This is a genomic window from Pseudotabrizicola algicola (assembly GCF_010915705.1).
In the GTDB taxonomy this organism is placed as follows: Bacteria; Pseudomonadota; Alphaproteobacteria; order Rhodobacterales; family Rhodobacteraceae; genus Pseudotabrizicola; species Pseudotabrizicola algicola.
Genome location: NZ_JAAIKE010000005.1, coordinates 1 through 20,531 on the forward strand (window position 1 = coordinate 1; position 20,531 = coordinate 20,531).

At 65.2% G+C, this 20,531-nt stretch carries 17 protein-coding genes, 1 tRNA gene and 1 pseudogene; 11 read left to right on the forward strand and 8 right to left on the reverse strand.

Features of this window, described 5'->3' with window-relative positions; genetic code table 11:
- Positions 1-636 precede the first annotated feature (636 nt).
- The 9 genes and pseudogenes from pepT to lpdA all read left to right on the forward strand — a co-directional run bounded on the left by pepT (position 637) and on the right by lpdA (position 11,612).
- Complete coding sequence (pepT, locus tag G3572_RS14750; RefSeq protein ID WP_164613252.1) at positions 637-1,896, forward strand: peptidase T; 1,260 nt, start codon at positions 637-639, stop codon at positions 1,894-1,896.
- Between the two features lie 8 nt (positions 1,897-1,904).
- A complete protein-coding gene (locus G3572_RS14755; RefSeq protein ID WP_354004048.1) occupies positions 1,905-2,573 on the forward strand; it encodes a class I SAM-dependent methyltransferase in 669 nt (222 codons plus the stop codon).
- A gap of 222 nt (positions 2,574-2,795) precedes the next feature.
- Positions 2,796-3,989: an ADP-forming succinate--CoA ligase subunit beta gene (sucC, locus tag G3572_RS14760; protein WP_164613256.1), complete on the forward strand. Its 1,194-nt coding sequence runs from the start codon at positions 2,796-2,798 to the stop codon at positions 3,987-3,989.
- Between the two features lie 4 nt (positions 3,990-3,993).
- Entirely contained in the window at positions 3,994-4,191 is a 198-nt protein-coding gene (locus G3572_RS14765) for a hypothetical protein (RefSeq protein ID WP_164613258.1), read from the forward strand.
- 72 nt (positions 4,192-4,263) lie between these two features.
- Positions 4,264-5,148, forward strand: coding sequence for a succinate--CoA ligase subunit alpha (sucD, locus tag G3572_RS14770; protein ID WP_100198244.1), 885 nt, complete (start codon positions 4,264-4,266; stop codon positions 5,146-5,148).
- Between the two features lie 252 nt (positions 5,149-5,400).
- A complete protein-coding gene (locus G3572_RS14775; RefSeq protein ID WP_164613260.1) occupies positions 5,401-8,358 on the forward strand; it encodes a 2-oxoglutarate dehydrogenase E1 component in 2,958 nt (985 codons plus the stop codon).
- A gap of 41 nt (positions 8,359-8,399) precedes the next feature.
- Positions 8,400-9,668: pseudogene (gene odhB / locus G3572_RS14780) on the forward strand (2-oxoglutarate dehydrogenase complex dihydrolipoyllysine-residue succinyltransferase); the annotation flags it as partial.
- A gap of 75 nt (positions 9,669-9,743) precedes the next feature.
- The gene (locus G3572_RS14785; RefSeq protein ID WP_164613262.1) at positions 9,744-10,139 is read left to right on the forward strand and encodes an MAPEG family protein; all 396 of its coding nucleotides are present in this window, start codon (positions 9,744-9,746) and stop codon (positions 10,137-10,139) included.
- Positions 10,140-10,223: 84 nt separating this feature from the next.
- Entirely contained in the window at positions 10,224-11,612 is a 1,389-nt protein-coding gene (lpdA, locus tag G3572_RS14790) for a dihydrolipoyl dehydrogenase (protein ID WP_164613264.1), read from the forward strand.
- A 68-nt stretch (positions 11,613-11,680) separates the two neighbouring features.
- On the opposite strand, the gene G3572_RS14795 is transcribed toward lpdA, so the two are convergent.
- From G3572_RS14795 to G3572_RS14810, 4 genes are read right to left on the reverse strand one after another with little or no spacing between them, the layout of a single operon-like run.
- On the reverse strand, positions 11,681-12,427 hold the full coding sequence (locus G3572_RS14795) for a class I SAM-dependent methyltransferase (protein WP_164613266.1): 747 nt from the start codon (positions 12,425-12,427) through the stop codon (positions 11,681-11,683).
- A 3-nt stretch (positions 12,428-12,430) separates the two neighbouring features.
- On the reverse strand, positions 12,431-13,540 hold the full coding sequence (locus G3572_RS14800; protein WP_164613268.1) for a glycosyltransferase 61 family protein: 1,110 nt from the start codon (positions 13,538-13,540) through the stop codon (positions 12,431-12,433).
- A gap of 42 nt (positions 13,541-13,582) precedes the next feature.
- A complete protein-coding gene (locus tag G3572_RS14805) occupies positions 13,583-14,233 on the reverse strand; it encodes a GntR family transcriptional regulator (protein WP_164613270.1) in 651 nt (216 codons plus the stop codon).
- Positions 14,234-14,266: 33 nt separating this feature from the next.
- A complete protein-coding gene (locus G3572_RS14810; RefSeq protein ID WP_164613272.1) occupies positions 14,267-14,971 on the reverse strand; it encodes a M48 family metallopeptidase in 705 nt (234 codons plus the stop codon).
- A 135-nt stretch (positions 14,972-15,106) separates the two neighbouring features.
- Here G3572_RS14810 and G3572_RS14815 point away from each other — a divergent pair, with 135 nt between their 5' ends.
- Together G3572_RS14815 and G3572_RS14820 are read left to right on the forward strand one after the other, a co-directional pair.
- Complete coding sequence (locus G3572_RS14815; protein ID WP_164613274.1) at positions 15,107-15,439, forward strand: TIGR02300 family protein; 333 nt, start codon at positions 15,107-15,109, stop codon at positions 15,437-15,439.
- A gap of 102 nt (positions 15,440-15,541) precedes the next feature.
- Positions 15,542-15,617: transfer RNA gene (locus tag G3572_RS14820), tRNA-Ala, on the forward strand.
- Between the two features lie 58 nt (positions 15,618-15,675).
- Here the strand turns inward: G3572_RS14820 and G3572_RS14825 are convergent.
- The 4 genes from G3572_RS14825 to G3572_RS14840 are packed head-to-tail and all read right to left on the reverse strand — an operon-like array spanning position 15,676 to position 20,509.
- On the reverse strand, positions 15,676-17,745 hold the full coding sequence (locus G3572_RS14825) for an exonuclease domain-containing protein (protein ID WP_205518747.1): 2,070 nt from the start codon (positions 17,743-17,745) through the stop codon (positions 15,676-15,678).
- A 9-nt stretch (positions 17,746-17,754) separates the two neighbouring features.
- A complete protein-coding gene (locus G3572_RS14830; RefSeq protein WP_164613278.1) occupies positions 17,755-18,147 on the reverse strand; it encodes a response regulator transcription factor in 393 nt (130 codons plus the stop codon).
- 13 nt (positions 18,148-18,160) lie between these two features.
- Positions 18,161-18,682, reverse strand: coding sequence for a hypothetical protein (locus G3572_RS14835; protein WP_164613280.1), 522 nt, complete (start codon positions 18,680-18,682; stop codon positions 18,161-18,163).
- A gap of 3 nt (positions 18,683-18,685) precedes the next feature.
- Positions 18,686-20,509 (reverse strand): DUF294 nucleotidyltransferase-like domain-containing protein, encoded by a 1,824-nt coding sequence (locus tag G3572_RS14840; protein WP_164613282.1) that lies wholly within the window; start codon positions 20,507-20,509, stop codon positions 18,686-18,688.
- Positions 20,510-20,531 lie beyond the last annotated feature (22 nt).

The window sequence follows — 20,531 nt, forward strand, 5'->3', positions numbered from 1 at the left end:
CGCCCCGCCACGCCTTCCGCAGCGCCCCGACCTCCGCGCGGCGTCCCTGCCCCACGCCCCTCGGCGCTCGGCATCAACCCGCGCCCCAAGCGGCCTGATACCGGCCCCGCCCCCACACGCCTTGCGCAGCGCCCGACCTCCGCGCGGCGCCCCTGCCCCGCGCCCCTCGGCGCTCGGCATCAACCCGCGCCCCGAGCGGCCCGATACCGGCCCCGCCCCGACACGCCTTGCGCAGCGCCCGACCTCCGCGCGGCGTCCCTGCCCCACGCCCCTCGGCGCTCGGCATCAACCCGCGCCCCAAGCGGCCTGATACCGGCCCCGCCCCGCCACGCCTTCCGCAGCCCCTTCGCCCTTCCCTCTTTGCGAACCATCCGCGCCCGCCAAGGCATCAATGCGGCGCCTGCCGCCCGAACTGCTCCCCGCCGCAGGCCGGTATTCCTGCAATCAGCCGCGCGCCACCCTTCCGGACAGCACGCCCGGACACCAGAGCGGCAAAAGTTAACAACCCCCTAAAATCCGGCCTCAACCTGTTGATTACATTAGACTACACGTCGTGTAACACAGCAGACACAGCCGCGGCCCTTGACTTCCCCGCCGCTCTCTTGCCAACTTCCCCCAGCCATAGCGAGGACCAAGATGCCCCCTTTCGACGCCGAGCTGGAAACCCGCCTGACCCGCTACGCCGCCCTCGACAGCCAGAGCGACGCCGCCTCCCCCAGCGCCCCCTCCACCCCGATCCAGTGGGACATCCTGCGCCTGCTGGCCGACGAGCTGACCCGGATCGGCGCGGCCGAGGTGCAGGTGACCGACTACGGGACCGTCCTCGCCACGATCCCCGGCACCGCCCCCGGCCCCACCATCGGCTTCCTCGCCCACGTCGACACCGCCCCCCAGTTCAACGCCTCGGGGGTCAAGCCCCGCGTGATCCACGGCTACAACGGGGGCGAGATCACCTTTCCCGACGCCCCCGGCCTCGTCCTCTCCCCGTCCGAATTCCCCTACCTCGCCACCAAGCAGGGCCACACGATCATCACCGCCAGCGGCACCACCCTGCTCGGCGCCGATGACAAGGCCGGCGTCGCCATCATCATGACCGCGGCCCGCCACCTCTTGGAGAACCCCTCCATCCCCCACGGCCCCATCCGCATCGCCTTCACTCCCGACGAGGAAATCGGCCGCGGCGTCGACAAGCGCCTCCCTGCCGACCTGGCCGCCGACTTCGCCTATACCTTCGACGGCGGCGCGGTCGGAGAGGTGGAGTTTGAAAGCTTCTCCGCCGACGGCGCGGTGGTGACCGTCACCGGCGTCTCGATCCACCCCGGCGCCGCCACAGGACAAATGGTCAACGCGATCACCCTTGCCTCCAAGATCATCGCGGCCCTCCCCCAGTCGACCATGTCGCCCGAAACCACCTCTGGCCGCGAGGGGTTCATCCACGCCACCGACATGACGGGCGGGTCGGCCGAGATGAAGCTGCATTTCATCCTGCGCGATTTCGAACGCGAGGGGCTGGCGCAAAAGGGCGAGATCCTGCAACAGGTCTGCGCCGCCGTGCAGGCGGGCGAGCCGCGCGCCAAGATCACCTGCACCATCACCCCCCAATACCGCAACATGCGCTACTGGCTGGAGAATGACATGACCCCGGTCGACCTCGCCCGCACCGCCTGCGCGCGGATTGGCGTCACCCCTGTGTCCGTCCCGATCCGCGGCGGCACCGATGGCTCGCGGCTGACAGAAATGGGCGTGCCCTGCCCCAACCTGTTCACCGGCATGCAGAACATCCACGGCCCGCTCGAATGGATCTCGGTGCAGGACATGGCACAGGCCACGGAACTCTGCCTTGCCCTCGTGCAAGAGGCGGCCCAGCCCGGCGAAGACAGCCGCAAGGCTGGATGAGCGCCCCGGTGGCCCACCCGGTTTCCCCCTACCTCGTGCCCGGCTTTTACGACACCGCGCTGGCGCGGGGGCGGCACAGGGATATCGTGGGCGGGCGCTGGGATGAAACCGGACGGGTCCAGATGCAGATCCTGCGCGACGCCGGAATGGAGCCGCATCACCACCTGCTCGACATCGGGGCCGGCAGTTTGCGGCTCGGGTGCAAGGCGGTTCCCTATCTGGACCGCGGCCATTACTGGGCCACAGATGCCAGCCGCGCGCTGATGCTTCGGGGCCGCGCGGTCGAACTGCCCGACCCCGAACGCTTGCCGCCCGAGCACCTGATCGAGGACAGCAGTTTTGAACTGCCCGGTCTGCCGGAAACGATGGATTTCGCCATCGCCTTCGGCGTTTTCACCCATCTGCCCTTTGATACGCTTGCCGGGGCGCTGGACCGGATGGGGCCACGCCTGCCTCGGCTCAAGCGGCTGTTCTTCACCGTATTCCTGTCACCGGATCCCGCCGCCGGCCCCTTGCGGCAACCCGATGGCGTGGTGACGCATCCCGACCGTCCGCCCTATCATTTCGATCCCGACGCCGTTCTGGCCTGCTGCGCCCGGACGGGATGGCAGGCCGAGCTTCAGACCGCCCTGCTGCCGCGCGGTCAGGCGCTGGTGGCAGCCCTGCCCCGGCCCTGAATCGCGGCGAATCACCGCAGCATGCCGTGGCATGCAGACTGTCTGGCCGCAAACCGCGCCGCAGTGATCACAGCATTTGAATCTGTGATCACACCCCTCAATCGTGTGATCACAAATGCCGGAATTTCCGCTCATTTAGCGCTAACAGCTACGAACCTGTTTGGTGAGTGCCCATATTCATGGCAAGAGGCACGCAAATTCACGACCCAGAGGACGCTGTTCATGAACATCCACGAATATCAGGCCAAGGCACTCCTGCGGGCCTACGGGGTTCCCGTTTCCGACGGGCGCGTGGTGCTGAGAGCCGAAGAGGCAAAGACCGCTGCCGGCGAGATGGACGGCCCGCTGTGGGTGGTCAAGGCGCAGATCCACGCCGGTGGGCGCGGGAAGGGTACGTTCAAAGAGGCCGAAGCCGGTGAAAAGGGCGGCGTGCGTCTGGCCCGTTCGGTGGAAGAGGCCGCAGAATTCGCCCGCCAGATGCTGGGCCGCACCCTCGTGACCGTGCAGACGGGCGAAGCGGGCAAGCAGGTCAACCGCATCTATATCGAGGATGGTTCGGACATCGAGCGCGAGCTTTATCTCGCCATGCTGATCGACCGCGCCAGCAGCCGCATCTCTTTCGTCGTATCGACCGAAGGCGGCATGTCGATTGAAGATGTCGCGCATGACACCCCCGAAAAGATCCTGTCCTTCACCGTCGATCCGGCTTCGGGCCTGTCCGATTTCCACGGCCGCCGCGTCGCCTTCGAGCTGGGGCTGACCGGCAATCAGGTCAAGCAGTGCGTGGCTCTGGTCAAGAACCTGTATCGCCTGTTCGTCGAGAAGGACATGGAGATGCTGGAGATCAACCCGCTGGTGGTGATGACCGACGGCAACCTGAAGTGCCTCGACGCCAAGATGGGCTTCGATTCGAATGCGCTCTATCGCCACGCCGACATCATGGCGCTGCGCGACGAGTCGGAAGAAGACCCGAAGGAACTGGCCGCTTCGAAGTTCGACCTGAACTACATCGCGCTCGATGGTGAAATCGGCTGCATGGTGAACGGCGCGGGCCTTGCGATGGCCACGATGGACATCATCAAGCTCTATGGCGCGGAACCCGCGAACTTCCTCGACGTGGGCGGCGGCGCGACCAAGGAGAAGGTGACCGAGGCGTTCAAGATCATCACCTCTGATCCGAACGTCAAAGGCATCCTCGTCAACATCTTCGGCGGCATCATGCGCTGCGACATCATCGCCGAAGGCGTGATCGCAGCAGTCAAGGATGTGGGCCTGAAGGTGCCGCTGGTGGTCCGCCTTGAAGGCACCAACGTGGAACTCGGCAAGGACATCATCCGCAATTCCGGCCTCAATGTGATTGCTGCCGACAACCTTTCGGATGCGGCACAGAAGATTGTCAAAGCAGTGAAAGGCTAACCCCATGCGCATCCTGCCCGTCTGCGGACTTGTCGGCCTGATGACCCTTGGCGCTTGCGCCACTTCGGTCCTCACGCCGGACACCCACACCAACCACGCCCCTGTCTGTCAGGAGCAGTCGGATTGGGCGCGGGCGGGCACGGTGCCGACGGGCCAGATTGCCATTTCCTGCCCCGATCATGGGATCGGCGATTACAGGTAACCGCCGCCTTGGCGGCAGATGATCCAGAGGCCGCGCGCGGCTCAGATTTCACAATTTCTTCAGGAGGCCCCGATGGCCGTTCTCGTAAACGAAAACACCAAAGTGATCTGCCAGGGCTTTACCGGCAGTCAGGGCACGTTCCACTCGGAACAGGCCATTGCCTATGGCACCAAGATGGTCGGCGGCGTGACCCCCGGCAAAGGCGGCAGCACCCACCTCGACCTGCCCGTATTCAACTCGGTGCATGAGGCGCGCCATGTGACCGGCGCCAATGCCTCGGTCATCTATGTGCCGCCGCCCTTCGCTGCCGACTCGATCCTCGAGGCGATTGACGCCGAGATGGAACTGATCGTCTGCATCACCGAAGGCATTCCGGTGCTGGACATGATGAAGGTCAAGCGCGCGCTGGAAGGCAGCAAATCGCGCCTGATCGGGCCGAACTGCCCCGGCGTCATCACCCCAGATGCCTGCAAGATCGGCATCATGCCGGGCCACATCCACCGTCGCGGCTCTGTCGGCGTCGTGTCGCGTTCGGGCACGCTGACCTATGAGGCCGTCAAGCAGACCACCGATCTGGGCCTTGGCCAGTCCACCGCCGTGGGCATCGGCGGCGACCCGATCAAGGGCACCGAGCACCTCGATGTGCTGGAAATGTTCCTCGCCGATCCGGAAACCCAGTCGATCATCATGATCGGCGAAATCGGGGGTTCGGCCGAGGAGGAGGCCGCACAGTTCCTCGCCGATGAGAAGAAGCGCGGACGCTGGAAGCCGACCGCAGGCTTCATCGCAGGGCGCACCGCTCCTCCGGGCCGCCGCATGGGCCATGCCGGTGCCATCGTGGCCGGCGGCAAGGGCGATGCGGAGTCGAAGATCGAAGCCATGCGCAGCGCCGGTATCATCGTTGCGGACAGCCCTGCCACGCTGGGCGAGGCCGTGATGAAGGCGCTTGGCAAGTAACGCACAGACCGGGGTTGCGGGCCAGCCTGCAACCCCAAACACAGGAATACGCCCCGGAATGGGACTGAGAAAGACCATTTGCAACGGTGTTAGCGGAAGCCCGCGCTTCCCCGGCACCGCTTTGCGCGTTTCCCGCCGCCCCACGGTCTTGTCAACGTCTTCCCAACCGACAGGCCATATAACCGGGATGTCACATGTCCCGACCGACCGCCCTGCAAACCGACACGGTCCCAACCCAGACGAGGTTACCCCATGACCGAGCAATCCCCCAACAGCCAGTTTCGCGCCGGCGCGTTCCTTGACGGGGCAAATGCCGACTACATTGACCAGTTGCAGGCCCGCTATGCCGCAGACCCCGCGTCGGTCGATGCGCAATGGGCTGCGTTTTTCCGTGAGCTTGGCGAAAGCGAAGTCGATGCCAAGCGCGCCGCGCAAGGCCCAAGCTGGGCCCGCGCCGACTGGCCGCCGCAGCCCGTCGATGATCTGACGGGCGCCCTGACCGGCGAATGGCCCGCAGCTCCGGCAAAGGAAGGCCGTGCCGCCGCCGCCAAGATCGCGGCCAAGGCCGAAGAAAAAGGCGTCTCGCTGTCTGACGCGCAGGTGCAGCGCGCCGTGCTCGACAGCATCCGCGCCCTGATGATCATTCGCGCCTACCGTATCCGCGGCCATCTGATCGCGGATGTCGATCCGCTGAAAATGCGCGACCAGACCCCGCATCCGGAACTCGACCCGCGCTCCTACGGCTTCACCGAAGCCGACATGGATCGCCCTATCTTCATCGACAATGTGCTCGGCCTGCAAGTCGCGTCGATGCGGCAGATCATGGATATCGTCAAGCGCACCTATTGCGGCACCTTCGCGCTGCAATACATGCACATCTCCGATCCCGAGCAGGCCAGCTGGCTGAAAGAGCGGATCGAGGGCTACGGCAAGGAAATCCAGTTCACCCGCGAAGGCCGCCGCGCCATCCTGAACAAGCTGGTCGAGGCCGAGGGCTTCGAAAAGTTCCTGCATGTCAAATACATGGGCACCAAGCGCTTCGGCCTTGATGGCGGCGAGGCGCTGATCCCCGCAATGGAAGCGATCATCAAGCGCGGCGGTCAGCTTGGCCTCAAGGAAGTGGTGGTCGGCATGCCGCACCGCGGCCGCCTGTCGGTTCTGGCCAATGTGATGGGCAAGCCCTACCGCGCGATCTTCCACGAATTCCAGGGCGGGTCCTTCAAGCCGGAAGACGTCGACGGATCGGGCGACGTGAAATACCACCTCGGTGCCTCCAGCGACCGCGAATTTGACGGCAACAAGGTCCACCTGTCGCTCACCGCCAACCCCAGCCACCTCGAGGCGGTGAACCCCGTCGTTCTGGGCAAGGTCCGCGCCAAGCAGGACCAGTTGCACGACACCGACCGCACCATGGTGCTTCCCGTGCTGCTGCACGGCGATGCGGCCTTTGCCGGTCAGGGCGTGGTGGCGGAATGTTTCGGCCTGTCGGGGCTGAAAGGCCACCGCACCGGCGGCACGATCCATATCGTCGTGAACAACCAGATCGGCTTTACCACCGCGCCGTCCTTCTCGCGGTCCAGCCCCTACCCCACTGACATCGCGCTGATGGTCGAGGCACCGATCTTCCACGTCAACGGCGATGACCCCGAGGCTGTGGTGCATGCCGCCAAGGTGGCCATCGAATTCCGCCAGAAGTTCCACAAGGACGTGGTGCTGGATATCTTCTGCTACCGCCGCTTCGGTCACAACGAAGGCGACGAGCCGATGTTCACCAACCCGGCGATGTATACCGAGATCAAGAAGCACAAGACCACGCTTCAGCTTTACACCGAGCGTCTGGTCAAGGACGGGCTGATCCCCGAGGGCGAGATCGAGGATATGAAGGCCGCGTTCCAGTCGCGCCTGAACGAGGAGTTCGAGGCCGGCAAGGCGTTCAAGCCCAACAAGGCCGACTGGCTCGACGGCCGCTGGTCCGGGCTGGAGCGTGAGCGCGACGAATATCAGGCGGGCGAAACCGCGATCAAACCCGAGACGATGGCCGAGATCGGGGCCGCCCTGTCTCGCGCACCCGAGGCGTTCGACCTGCACAAGACGGTTGGCCGCCTGCTGGACAACAAGGCCAAGATGTTTGCCGAAGGCAAGGGTTTTGACTGGGCAACCGCCGAGGCGCTCGCCTTTGGCAGCCTTGTCACCGAAGGCGTGCCCGTGCGTCTGGCCGGTCAGGATTGCACCCGTGGCACCTTCAGCCATCGCCATTCCGGTCTGGTCGACCAGACCACGGAAGAGCGTTACTACCCGCTCAACCACATCCGCGCGGGTCAGGCGCGGTATGAGGTGATCGACTCGATGCTCTCGGAATATGCGGTGCTCGGGTTCGAATATGGCTATTCGCTGTCCGAACCCAATGCGCTGACGCTGTGGGAAGCCCAGTTCGGCGATTTCGCCAACGGCGCGCAGATCATGTTCGACCAGTTCATCAACTCGGGCGAATCCAAGTGGTTGCGCATGTCGGGCCTCGTCTGCCTGCTGCCGCATGGCTATGAAGGTCAGGGGCCCGAACATTCCTCGGCGCGTCCCGAGCGGTTCCTGCAGATGTCGGCAAATGACAACTGGATCGTGGCCAACGTCTCGACGCCGGCCAACTATTTCCACATCCTGCGTCGCCAGATCCACCGCTCTTTCCGCAAGCCGCTGATCCTGATGACGCCGAAATCGCTGCTGCGTCACCCGATGTGCATCAGCGATGCCGCCGATTTCACCACCGGCTCGTCCTTCCACCGCGTCCTGTGGGACGATGCGCAAAAGGGCCATTCCGAACTGGTGCTGAAGCCCGATGCCGAAATCAAGCGGGTGGTGCTGTGTTCGGGCAAGGTCTATTACGACCTGCTGGCCGAGCGCGACAAGCGCGGCGCCGATGACATCTATCTGCTGCGCCTTGAACAGTTCTATCCCTTCCCGGTTCAGTCGATGAGCAAGGAACTGGAACGGTTCAAGGGTGCCGAGATCATCTGGTGTCAGGAAGAGCCGAAGAACCAGGGCTACTGGACCTTTGTCGAGCCGAATATCGAATGGGTCCTGACCAAGATCGGCGCGACGCAGACCCGCCCGCGTTTTGTCGGCCGCCCTGCCTCGGCCTCGCCCGCCACCGGCCTTGCCAGCCGCCACAAGGTCGAACAGGAGACGCTGGTCTCCGAAGCGCTGACCTTCTGATCGCAACATTCTGACCGCCGCGGGGCCGCCACAAGGCCCCGCCCGCCCCTGTCAAGAACGCCCGAGCGGCGTGGAGGAAGACGAAGATGACTGACGTAATGGTTCCCGCCCTTGGTGAATCGGTTTCCGAGGCCACCGTTTCGACCTGGTTCAAAAAGGTCGGCGATGTGGTGAAACAGGACGAGATGCTGTGCGAGCTTGAAACCGACAAGGTGTCGGTCGAAGTTCCGGCACCGGCCTCGGGCGTGCTGGCCGAGATTCTGGTGCAAGAGGGCGAAACCGTCGCCGCCAACGCGCGGCTGGGCATCATCTCGGAAGGGGCCGCCGCCCCTCCAGCCAAGCCGGAAACCAAGGCCAAAGAGGCCGCTGCCGTGAACTCTCCCGGCGCAGGGCCGGAAACCCCCGCCCCGCGCAAGGATGTCGAGGATGCGCCTTCCGCCAAGAAGGCGATGGCCGAAGCAGGCCTGTCCCGCGACCAAGTGCAGGGTTCGGGCAAGGACGGCCGCGTGATGAAGGAAGACGTGGCCAAGGCTGCAAGCGCGCCGGCCGCCGCCTCGGCCGCCCCCGCGCCGGTTTCGGTGCCGCGCGGTCCGGTCAGCGCCGATGACGCCAGCCGCGAAGAGCGGGTCAAGATGACCCGCCTGCGCGCCACAATCGCCCGCCGCCTGAAAGATGCGCAGAACACGGCCGCGATGCTGACCACCTATAACGAGGTGGACATGTCCGGCATCATGGCCCTGCGCAATGAATACAAGGACGCCTTCGAGAAAAAGCACGGCGTCAAGCTTGGCTTCATGTCCTTCTTCGTGAAGGCCTGCACACATGCGCTGAAAGAAGTGCCCGAGGTCAATGCCGAGATCGACGGCGGCGACATCATCTACAAGCATTACGTCCACATGGGCGTGGCTGTCGGCACGCCCTCGGGCCTCGTCGTTCCCGTTGTGCGCGACGCCGACCAGATGGGCTTTGCCGCCATCGAGAAGAAGATCGCCGAACTCGGCCTGCGCGCCCGCGACGGCAAGCTGTCGATGGCCGAGATGCAGGGCGGCTCCTTCACCATCTCCAACGGCGGCGTCTATGGCTCGCTTATGTCCTCGCCCATCCTGAACCCGCCGCAATCGGGCATCCTCGGCATGCACAAGATCCAGGACCGCCCCGTGGTGGTGAACGGCCAGATCGTCATCCGCCCGATGATGTATCTCGCGCTGTCCTACGACCACCGCATCGTCGACGGCAAGGGGGCGGTGACGTTCCTTGTTCGCGTGAAAGAGGCGCTGGAAGATCCCCGCCGCCTGCTGATGGATCTGTGATCCGGCGGGGCGGGGGAAACCCCGCCCCCTCCCATCCGCCGGGCGGCCCCGCTGCCGCCCCAACCAAGGCGCCCGATGACTCCCGAACTCACCGCCCTCGCCCTCGCTGGCCTCTTGCAAGCCGTGCAGTTTGTCGTTTTCGCCGTGCCCGCGAACAGGGAACTCGGCACCGGCTACACCTCCTCGGCGCGGGACAGGCCGCCATCCCGGCAGATGTCCATCCGCACGGCGCGCCTGCAACGCGCGCTGAACAACCATTTCGAAGGGCTGATCCTCTTCACCCTCGCCGTGGTCGTGGTCACCCTCGGCCAGCAATCCACCGGCGTGACGCAGACGGCGGCCTGGGTCTACCTCGCCGCCCGCATCCTCTATGTTCCCGCCTATGCCTATGGCCTGCGCCCGTGGCGTTCCGCCATCTGGGCCATCGGCTTTTTCGCAACCCTGACGATGATCGTGGCCGCCTTGATCTGACCGCCTTCATCTGTTCACAAATATCCTCGGGGGGCCCGGGGGGCGAAGCGCCCCCGGTTCCCCGGCCCGCCAAAGGAGACGACCATGGCAGAGTTTGACACCATCATCATCGGCGCTGGCCCGGGCGGCTATGTCTGTGCGATCCGCGCGGCGCAACTGGGGCTCAAGGTCGCCGTGGTTGAAGGGCGCGGCACCCTGGGCGGCACCTGCCTCAACGTGGGCTGCATCCCGTCCAAGGCGCTGCTGAACGCCACCCACCAGCTGCACGAAGTGCACGAGAACTTCGAGAAGATGGGCCTGATGGGCGCGCATCCCACCGTCGACTGGGCCAAGATGCTGGCCTACAAGGACGATGTGATCGCAGGCAACACCAAGGGCATCGAGTTCCTGTTCAAGAAGAACAAGGTCACCTGGCTCAAGGGCTGGGCCAGCATCCCCGCCCCCGGTCAGGTCAAGGTCGGCGACGACATCCACAGCGCCAAGCATATCGTCATCGCCACCGGCTCCGAACCTTCGTCCCTGCCGGGCGTGACGGTCGACGAAAAGACCATCGTCACCTCCACCGGGGCGCTGGCGCTTGGCAGCATCCCCAAATCCCTCGTGGTGATCGGCGCGGGCGTGATCGGGCTGGAAATGGGCTCGGTCTATGCACGTCTGGGGGCCGAGGTGACCGTGGTCGAATATCTTGACGCCATCACCCCCGGCATGGATGCCGAGGTGGCCAAGGCCTTCCAGAAGATCCTGTCGAAACAGGGCATCAAGTTCGTGCTGGGCGCAGCCGTGCAGGGGGCCGAGGTGACAGGCACGGGGGCCAAGGTCAGCTACAAGCTGCGCAAGGACGACTCCGCCCATGAGATCGCGGCCGATGTCGTGCTCGTGGCCACAGGGCGCAAACCCTATACCGCAGGGCTCGGGCTGGAGGCTCTGGGGGTGGAGATGCTGCCGCGCGGGCAGATCAAGACGGACGGGCATTTCGCCACCTCGGTCAAGGGGATCTATGCGATCGGCGACGCGATCGTCGGCCCGATGCTGGCCCACAAGGCCGAGGATGAAGGCATGGCGCTGGCCGAGATCATGGCCGGAAAGCATGGCCATGTGAACTATGGTGTGATCCCCGGCGTCGTCTACACCACGCCGGAAGTGGCCTCGGTCGGCGCGACCGAAGAGCAGCTCAAGGAACAGGGCCGTGCCTACAAGGTCGGCAAGTTCAGCTTCATGGGTAATGCGCGCGCCAAGGCGGTGTTCCAGGCCGAAGGTTTCGTCAAGATCCTTGCCGACAAGGAGACCGACCGCATCCTCGGCGCGCATATCATCGGTCCGGCTGCGGGCGATCTGATCCACGAGGTTTGCGTCGCGATGGAATTCGGCGCATCGGCGCAAGATCTGGCGCTGACCTGCCACGCACATCCGACCTATTCCGAAGCGGTGCGCGAAGCGGCGCTTGCCTGCGGCGACGGCGCCATCCACGCCTGAGACGGGTGCCGGAAAGCATCAAGACGGGGGGCCATTGCCCCCCGTCTTGCATTGGTCCTGAAAATGGCTCAGGGCGTCGCGGCTTCCGGCATCGCAGGCGCGGGTTCGGCCAGCCCGAGCTCGGCGAAAAGCGGATAGCCCGTCGCCATGAAGGCTGCCGTATCCTCGTAATCGAACAGGGCGTTGAACGCCTCGAGCCCGAACTCCTCCAGCGACATATCGCCGTAAAGCTCGAGGATTTCGCTGTATTTCTTGTCGAGCACCTTCGATTTCGGGTCCAGCCCGCTCACCAGCACCAGCCCCGTCGGCGCGGCGTCCAGCACAGTCAGCCGCAGATCGGGCCGATACTCCATCAGGATCGGGATCAGCTTCCACACATCCCCCGTCCACGCATGCTTCGGAATGGCTGCCAGATCGCGCGTCGTCATCTCATGGCTGAACGGGCAGCAATCATGCAGCGCGATCACGCCCTTGGGGTCACTGGCCTTTTCAACCGCCATGAAGTCGCGCAGCAAGGTCTCGAACAGATGCACCCCGTCCAGAAAGCTGAAGGACAGCTTGACCTTCAGCGCCTTGAGAAAGTCACCGGCGAAGAAGTCATCGCTGCTCTGCCGGAACACATGCAGCGCGGGCTTTGGCCCCATGATATTGCCTTCAGCCCGAAAGGCAGGATCGACCACAATGGTCTTGCCGCGCGCATCGGCGAAACTGCGTGCGCTGCGATAGCCGACTTCCAGCGACCAGTCGAACAGCACCGCGCGGTGCAGCCCCGTCAGGAATGCGCTGTATTTCTGTCCCTTGGCCTGTTTGAACATGCCCTAACCCTTTCGCCGCGCTTCGCGCTGTGTCTTTAACCAGTCCGACCGCTCGTCCGGCGTCATCAGCCGCTCTCCGGGCGCAAGGCCCGCCGCCAGCGAGGCGGCGAGTTGCGCCTCGGTCGGGGGGTGCCAGCCCTGCCCCGAAATCAGGCCAAGCGCTGCCAGTTCCTCACCCAGCGCCGCGAAGTCCAGCACCGACAGACCCAGATGCTCTCCGCGCTGCGGCGGCCACCACAGGGCCCGCACGGCATTGATGGCGCGGGTGGGCGCGCCCGGTCGGTCTGCCATCTGTGCCAGCATCACATCGGGCAGACGCTCGCGCCGATGGATCACTGCCGATATCTGGCCGGGCTGGCGCAACAGCGCGAACAGATGCACCGCCGAGCCTTCCGCAAAAATCAGTTTGCCCGCGCCCTGAAAGGTCCGCACCTGATGGGCGATGTCATGCGCCTCGGGCCGGTAAATCCGGTAGCCTTCGGCCTCCAGCAAGGTCTCCAGATGGTCTTCGCAGGCAAAGCGCCCCGCAGCGGGACCAAGCCCGCTGCGGCTGACGTAGACCTTTTGTTCGGGGTCGGGCGCGCCGCTCGGCGTCCAGCGCCGATCCAGCCAGTCATAAAAACCCGGCAAGGCGGTGCCGCCGTGACATTCGCCAAAGCGTTCCTCGGCGCAGTGCAACTGCTCGAAGCGCAAGGCCCCTTCCGTCACCATGACCGGATTGCGCAGCCCCAGCCCGCGCAGCACCGCCGGCACCACCCGGTAATCAGGCGCACGCGCCTGCGGCTTGGCGGCATAGACGATCAGCGTCTGTTCGGGCAAACCTTCCAGCGCCCAGAGCCGCCCGAGCGCGTTGAGCAGGACAAACCCAAATTGCTTGTCAACCGACCCTGCGAACAACGCCGGACCGAAGATCAGCGGCGCATCGACCTGCGGCGCCGCGCGCTCGGGCGGCTGTGTCGTCCAGGAAGAGGTGCGGATGCTGCAATCGGGCAAAAGCGCCCCGTCAGCCCCGTAAACGCCCAAGGCCGTCGTGCGGCGATCAATCCGCGCGCCGGGAAGCAGGAAGGAGAAAGGATGCGCGGTCATGCGGCCCAGTTGTTTCGAGTTCGGCACCAATAGCGGCAAATCCTTTCGAATTCACAACAGGTTTTCGGCCTATCCCGCCAGATGGCGCAGCCCCTGTGTCACATCGGTGCGCACCGCCAGACGCAATCCCGGCTCGTCACCCGCCCGCAGCGCTGCAAGGATCAACCGGTGATATTGTGGTGGCTCTTTCCGGCGCAACCGAGAGTAGAGCGCGCGCATCGTCGGCCCCAGTTGCAGCCAGACCGTCTCGCAGATCGCCAGCATCGCGGGGGCCTGTGCGCGCAGATAGAGCGTGCGGTGAAACTCCAGATTCGTGCGCACATAGGCCACCGCATCCTGCCGCTGCACCGCCTCGGCATTCAGCGCATTGATCGCCGCCAGCCTGTCGATCAGCGCGAAATGGGCGCGCGGCAGCGCGCGCGCCGCCATCTCCGGTTCCAGCAGCGCGCGGATGGCGGCCAGTTCCTCGATCCGCTCGGGCGTCAACTCGGGCGTGGACACGCGGCCCGAACTGGAAATGGTCAGCGCCCCCTCGGCCACCAGTCGGCGGATCGCCTCGCGCGCCGGGGTCATCGACACGCCATATTCCTTGGCCAGCCCGCGCAATGTCAGCGGCATGCCCGGCGTCACTTCGCCATGCATCACCTGCTGGCGCAGGCTGCGATACAGGCGCTCATGCGCAGCAGCGTTCGGATCGGTCAGGCGGGGCGTGATCGGCATGATTGCCAGCCAAGCACCGCTTTTGCGTCGCGGTCAATCCGTCGCATCGCTCTGGGGGCCAAAGACATAGCCATGCAGCACCTGCCCTTCACTGTGCAGCCAGTTGCGCTGCACCTGCCAGCGGGGAAACAACCGCTCCACCACCGCCCAGAACGCCGGAGAATGGTTCATCTCCACCAGATGTGCCACCTCATGCGCGGCGACATAATCCAGCACGGAAGGCGGGGCCATGATGAGCCGCCACGAAAACATGAGCGCCCCATCATGCGCGCATGACCCCCAGCGCGACCGGGTGTCGCGCAGCGTCAGACGGGCATAGGGCCGCCCCACACGGGCCGCGTGGCGATCACAGGCCGCGGCCAGCCGGTCGCGCGCCATCACCTTCAGGAAGGCCCCCACGCGCACCCCCGCCTGCGCCGGATCACCCGACACCAATAGCGAATCATCCTCCAGCCGCACCGACCGCCCGCTACCCTGCACCAGACGGCGCAACTGCCCCTCCACGGGAATCGCGTCGCCCAGCCCCACCACCTGCCGCCCCGGCATCTGCGCCAGTGTCTGCCGGATCCAGCCTTCCTGTTCGGCGGCAAAGCGCAGCGCCTCGGTCTCGCGGGCGCGCAGCGGCATCGACAGCGTCACCCGCCCGTCAAGCCGCGAGACGCGCAGCGAAAACCGGGTGCTGCGGGCAGACCGACGCAGCGTGATATCGACGGGGGGAAAACCGGGAAGCTGGGGCATTTCTCGCTCTTGCAAGCCGTATTCAGAATAGGCACCTTGACAATGGCCGCAATGGGGCCAAAAGCCTTTGACAGACGCGGGCCCATGTGGCAAGCGACGCCATCTTTCCATATCCGTAGCCTTAAGGGAACCACCATGCCCAAGGAAGAATGGGGAACAAAGCGTATTTGCCCGACCACCGGCAAACGCTTTTATGACCTGAACCGCTCCCCGATCATCAGCCCCTATACCGGGGAGGTCGTGGACATCGAATCCGCCCGCCGCAAGATGGCGGCCTCTGTCATCGCCCGCGTCGCGCCTGAAAAGGACGAAGAAGTTCTGGTCGACGATCTGGAAGCCGATGACGACCTGCTGGAAACCGCAGCCGACGACGCAGATCTCGATGATGACCTGCTCGAGGACGATGCGGATGACAATGTCTCGCTCGACGATCTGGCCGATGTGGCCGGCGACGAGGACGAGGTCTGAGAATTTGCAAGGGCGCGGGAAAGATCGCAAAAAACCACTTGCACCCCCCCGCGCCCTCGCCTAAACACCGCCCATCGAAACGGAAACGTGACGATACCCGGTGGGGTCATAGCTCAGATGGGAGAGCGCTTGAATGGCATTCAAGAGGTCGGCGGTTCGATCCCGCCTGGCTCCACCAATTTCCTAAAAAGCCGCCTTCGGGCGGCTTTTTGGTTTTCTGGGCCAACGGGAAACGGCTAGTTCAGGTCTTTGAGCAGCCGGCCGTGGCGGCGCACTTCCGACAGCACGGCCCCGAAGGTGGCAAAGCCCTTGCCCTGCAGCATCGGCAGCAGCTTCAGGAAGGCATCGGCAGTGGCAATGGTATCGCCAATCGCCGTGTGCCGCGCTTCTTCGGGAATGGTGATTCCCAGACGGTGGGTCAGCGCATCGAGGCTGTGCACCTCATGCTGGCCAAAGATCACCGCCGACAGCAGCACGGTATCCAGCGCCGGATTGTCAAAGCGCAGCCCAAGCCCGGGTTCCAGCCGCCGCAGGAATTCCATGTCAAAGGGCGCATTATGCGCCACCAGCACCGCCCCTTCGGCGAATTTGTGAAAAAGGGCGGCAACCTCTTCGACAAAGGGCGCATCCTGCACCATCGCCTCGGTGATTCCATGCACCTCGGTCGAGGACAGCGGAATCGGGCGGCGCGGATTCACCAGCGTGTTGAACACCTCGCCCTCGACCCGCCGCCCGTTCACGATGCGGACAGCGGCGATCTGCACGATCTCGTCCCCCTGCCCCGGCAACAGACCCGTGGTTTCGGTGTCGAACACCACATAGGTCAGATCGGGCAAGCGGGTATCTTGCACCTTGGCGCTGCGCGCCTTCGACAGAAGGTCGAAATCATAGACCACGGGCCGCGCGATCGGCTCGGGGCGGCGCACCACGCGGCGGGCCTGCGGAATCGGCAGGCACAGGCTGTTCTCGCCCGGCCCCGCCGCCTCGGGCCAGATTTCCGTGGCATGGCGCGCCAGCACCGCGCGGCGTGGCAGCGCCGAGATGCCGGGTTCCAGCGGCGCATCCAGCCACCGCTCCAGTTGCGCCATGGGCAGCGCCGCGCCCGTCCAGATCAGCCGGATCAGCGCGCCCGTGCCATCCTCCTCGATGGTCAGACGGAAGGCGCGCGCCAGCCCTTCGCCCGCCATCGCCCCGGTCAGCCCCGCCAGCAGCGCGATCACCTCGAACCCGTTGCAGCGCAGCAAGAGCGCGTCGGCGCGGGTGTCGGCCCGCAGACCCTCGCGCTCCATCCGCGCCCGCAACCCGTCCAGCAGGTCCGACGCCCGCGCCATCGCCAAAGCCCAGCCGTCACCGCGCCCCTCGTCATGGCGGCGGCTGAGGTCGGTGACAGCGGCGGTCAGCGTCGCCACCTCCTCGCGCAGGGCAAGGTCCAGCTTGCCGGGGGCCGCTGCCCCTTCGGGGATGGCCGCCATCAGCGTGGTCAGGTTTGCGGCAGGGCGGCGCACGCGGTCGAACACCTCGGCCAGCAGCGCCTCGCGGCGGGCGTGGAGCGCGTGGTCGGCGGTGACATCGCGCAGCGTCAGCACATAGCCCGGCACCGCACCATTATCGGCCGCCATCAGCCGCATCCGCGCCGACAGCACGCGGCTTCCGTTCAGCGTGGCGCACAGCAGGTCAGACGCCGCCTCGGGGTCACCCGTGGCGATCAGCCGCTCATGCGCGAGCCGGATCGGCCCGTCGCGCAAATAGTCGAACAGCCGCCGGTCAAGCCCCGGCGCCGCCGCGCCCGCGCCCATCAGGTCCACCGCCTGCCCGTTGTAAAAGGCCAGCGTATGATCGCCGGAACACAGCACCACCCCCGCATCGACATCCGAAAGCAGCGCCTCCAGCCGCGCCTTTTCCACCGTCAGCCGCGTCGTCTCGCGTGCCACGGCCTCGGCCAATGCGTTGCGGGTTTCCTGTAAGGTCATCGCCGCCGCCTTGGCCGCAGGTGCCAGATCTCCCAGATAGGCCGCAATCGTCGGGTCTATCGCGCCCGACACATCCGAATGGGCGCGCACGCGCAGCGCCCCGGCCAGGGAGTCGATCGGCTTGGCGACGTTCAGGTCGAACAGATACCAGACCCAGGCCACCACCCCCAGAATGACAAAGGCGGCCACAACGCCGCCCTGCACAAAGGCATCGAAGGTCTCGGGAGAGCCAAGCCGCCGGTAGCCCAGCCCAAGGCCCACCATCAGCGCCACCAGCGCGGCGGCGGCAAGCCCCGCGAACAGCAGGAAAATCCGCAGCCGCAAGGACAAGCGCATCAGCACCGCCTAGCCCTCCGTGACCAGCAGGCGGCGCACCTCTTCGCGCAATTCCTTCAGCTCGAATGGCTTCGAGATGAACCCGTCTGCCCCCAGCGCCAACCCCTTGCGCCGTTCGATCGCCGATCCGCGCGCCGTCATCATCAGGATCTTCACATCGGCCAGCGTCGGGTCCAGCCGCACGCCCTGACAGATCTCGTAGCCCGACACCTCGGGCAGCATCACATCCAGCAGCACCAGATCGGGATGGGTCGCCTTGATCCGCGCCAGCGCCTCTGCCCCGTTGGCGATGCGGTCATGCTCATAGCCTTCGCGCGTCATCAGATAGTCGAGCGCAATGGCGATGTTGTCCTCGTCCTCGACCACAAGGACGCGGTGCCGTCTCCCCCCTTCGGCCGTCATCTCTGCCTCCTCCTCAGGCTGCCTTGCAGGCCGCCGCTTGAAACCCGTCCCCTTCGGGGGCGTTCACCCATTCGGCCCCCTGCAAGGTGCCCTCGTTTGTAATCTCGACGCCCTCGCTGACCAGCACCTGCCGGCGTCCGGCACAATCAATCACCATCAAGGCATTTGTCACCGGCCGCCAGCGGCCGAAATTGAACAGCTTGGCCATCCGCAAGTCGGCATTGTTCGGATGCTGGGCAATGCCGCGCGTGTCCATCGCCACAAAGCGCGTGGTCAGCGGGGCAATCATGGTCCACGGCCGCAGCGCCATCACCTCGTCGGCCTTCCAGACCACCTCGACGCCTTCGGGGAGTTCCGCGCTGACGCGGTTGAACCAGTCATATTCCAGCCAGATCGTCGTGCCGATCAGGCCAAGCGCCGCCGCCGCAGAAACCGACCATTTCGGCAACCGCTGGCCAGAGAGTTTGCGCAAAAGATGCGCAAGCCCGCCAAGGGCAAACGCCGCGATCAGCGCCGCAATCAATTCAAAGGCCATTCATCAACTCCGGGCGCCGCGGGCCTGTCCCACGGCAGATTGCATGGTGCGCACCACCACAAAGGCATCGCGCAGGTGGCTTCGTTCGAAATCCGACATGTCGGAAGGGGCAAGGAAATTGTCGGGCTTGCGCCCAGAGCGGACCAGCCGCGCCTGATTTTCCAGCCGCGTCTGCGCGATCAGGTCATAGGCTTCGATCAGGTCACGCGCGCCCGACTGGCTTATGACGCCCGCCGCCTCGGCTGCCTCCAGCCGCGCGCGGGTGTTCACCGGCTCCATCTGGCCGATCAGCGCATAGACGCGGCCAAGATCGACCACCGGCACCACGCCGTTCAGCTTCATGTCGATATGGTTCTTGTAATCGCCTGACCGGATGGTCGCAAAGCCGCGCAGCAGGCCAAGGGGCGGCGTGTGCTTGAGGCTGTTGCTGATCATATGCGCGACAAAGATCGAATTGCGCGCCGCCATGTCCAGCGTCTCGCGCTGCAATTCGGTGAACAGGCTGGCTTGCCCGCCGATGGGGCGCAGATCGAACATCACGCTCGACAACATCTGCGCCATCGGGTCGGGCGTATGCACCCATTTGTGGAAATAGCTGCGCCACACGCGCATCGGCTGGCACCATTGCAGGTTCGTCGCCATCATGTCGCCGGGGCAATAGACATAGCCGCAGGCATCCAGCCCGTCTGACACGATCTTGGCCAAGGCATGGAAATAGGCCATGTCCGCCTCGGTCGCGGCGTCGTCGATCATCAGGCAGTTGTCCTGATCGGAAACACCCGTCTGCTCCTGCCGACCCTGCGATCCGCAGGCCAGCCAAAGATAGGGCACCGGCGCGGGGCCAAGCTCTGCCTCGGCCATGCCCAGCAGGCGGCGCGTCACCGTGTCGGCGATATCGGTGATCAGACGCGTCACCACCTCATGCGGGCTGTTGCCCCCCACCAGCTGCACCAGCAGGCGGGGAATCCGTGCGGTGACCGCCGCCATATCCGCCACGGTTTCCGCCGTGGCCGCATCGCGCACCAGTTGCGCCGAACTGACGGCCTGAAACCTCGTCAGGTCGGTCTGGGTGATGATGCCCACCAGACTCCCATCTTCGACCACCGGCAGATGGCCGATCCGGCGCTCCAGCATGATATGCAAAATATCCGAGCCAAGCGAGTCGGGCCGCAGCGCCACCGGATCGGCGGTCATCACCTCGGCCACCGGCGTTGCGGGGTCGACCCCGTCGGCCAGCACCCTGCTGGTCATGTCGCGCGTGGTCACAATGCCCAGAAACTGCCCCTCCCGCACGACACCAAGGCACGAGACCCGCGCATCGCGCATCTTCTGCGCCGCCATGCGGACCGTATCCTGCGGTCCCACCACCACCGGCTTGCGCGCCATCAGGTCGCCCACCTTTTGCGTGGTCAGATCGCCGCCACGGGCCTCGTGGCTGCGGCCCCGACTGAAAAACCGCTCGAAGGCAGGGGAATGGGCCAGCAGGCGGCGATACTCCGCAACCGGCAGCAAGAGCAGCACAGAGTCCTCGATCACCCGCGCATGGGTCACCGCCAGACCGTCCCGCGCCAGCCCGCGCTCGCCAAAGCTGTTGCGCGGTCCCAGCAACGAAATCACCTGACCCGAAGCATCCTGCACCTCAACAGAGCCGCGCTTGACAAGGTAAAGACCCTTCAGCGGCTCTCCGGCACGATAGACATCCTCTCCGGCGGCATATTCCCTGCGGCTGAAGGAAGTGGCGACCCGCGCCAATTCGTCCCGCGGCAGGGTATCATAGGGATGGACCGTTTCCAGAAAGCTGATGATCGTCTCAAGTCTGTGGTCCATGAGCCTGATCCTTGTGAAGTCT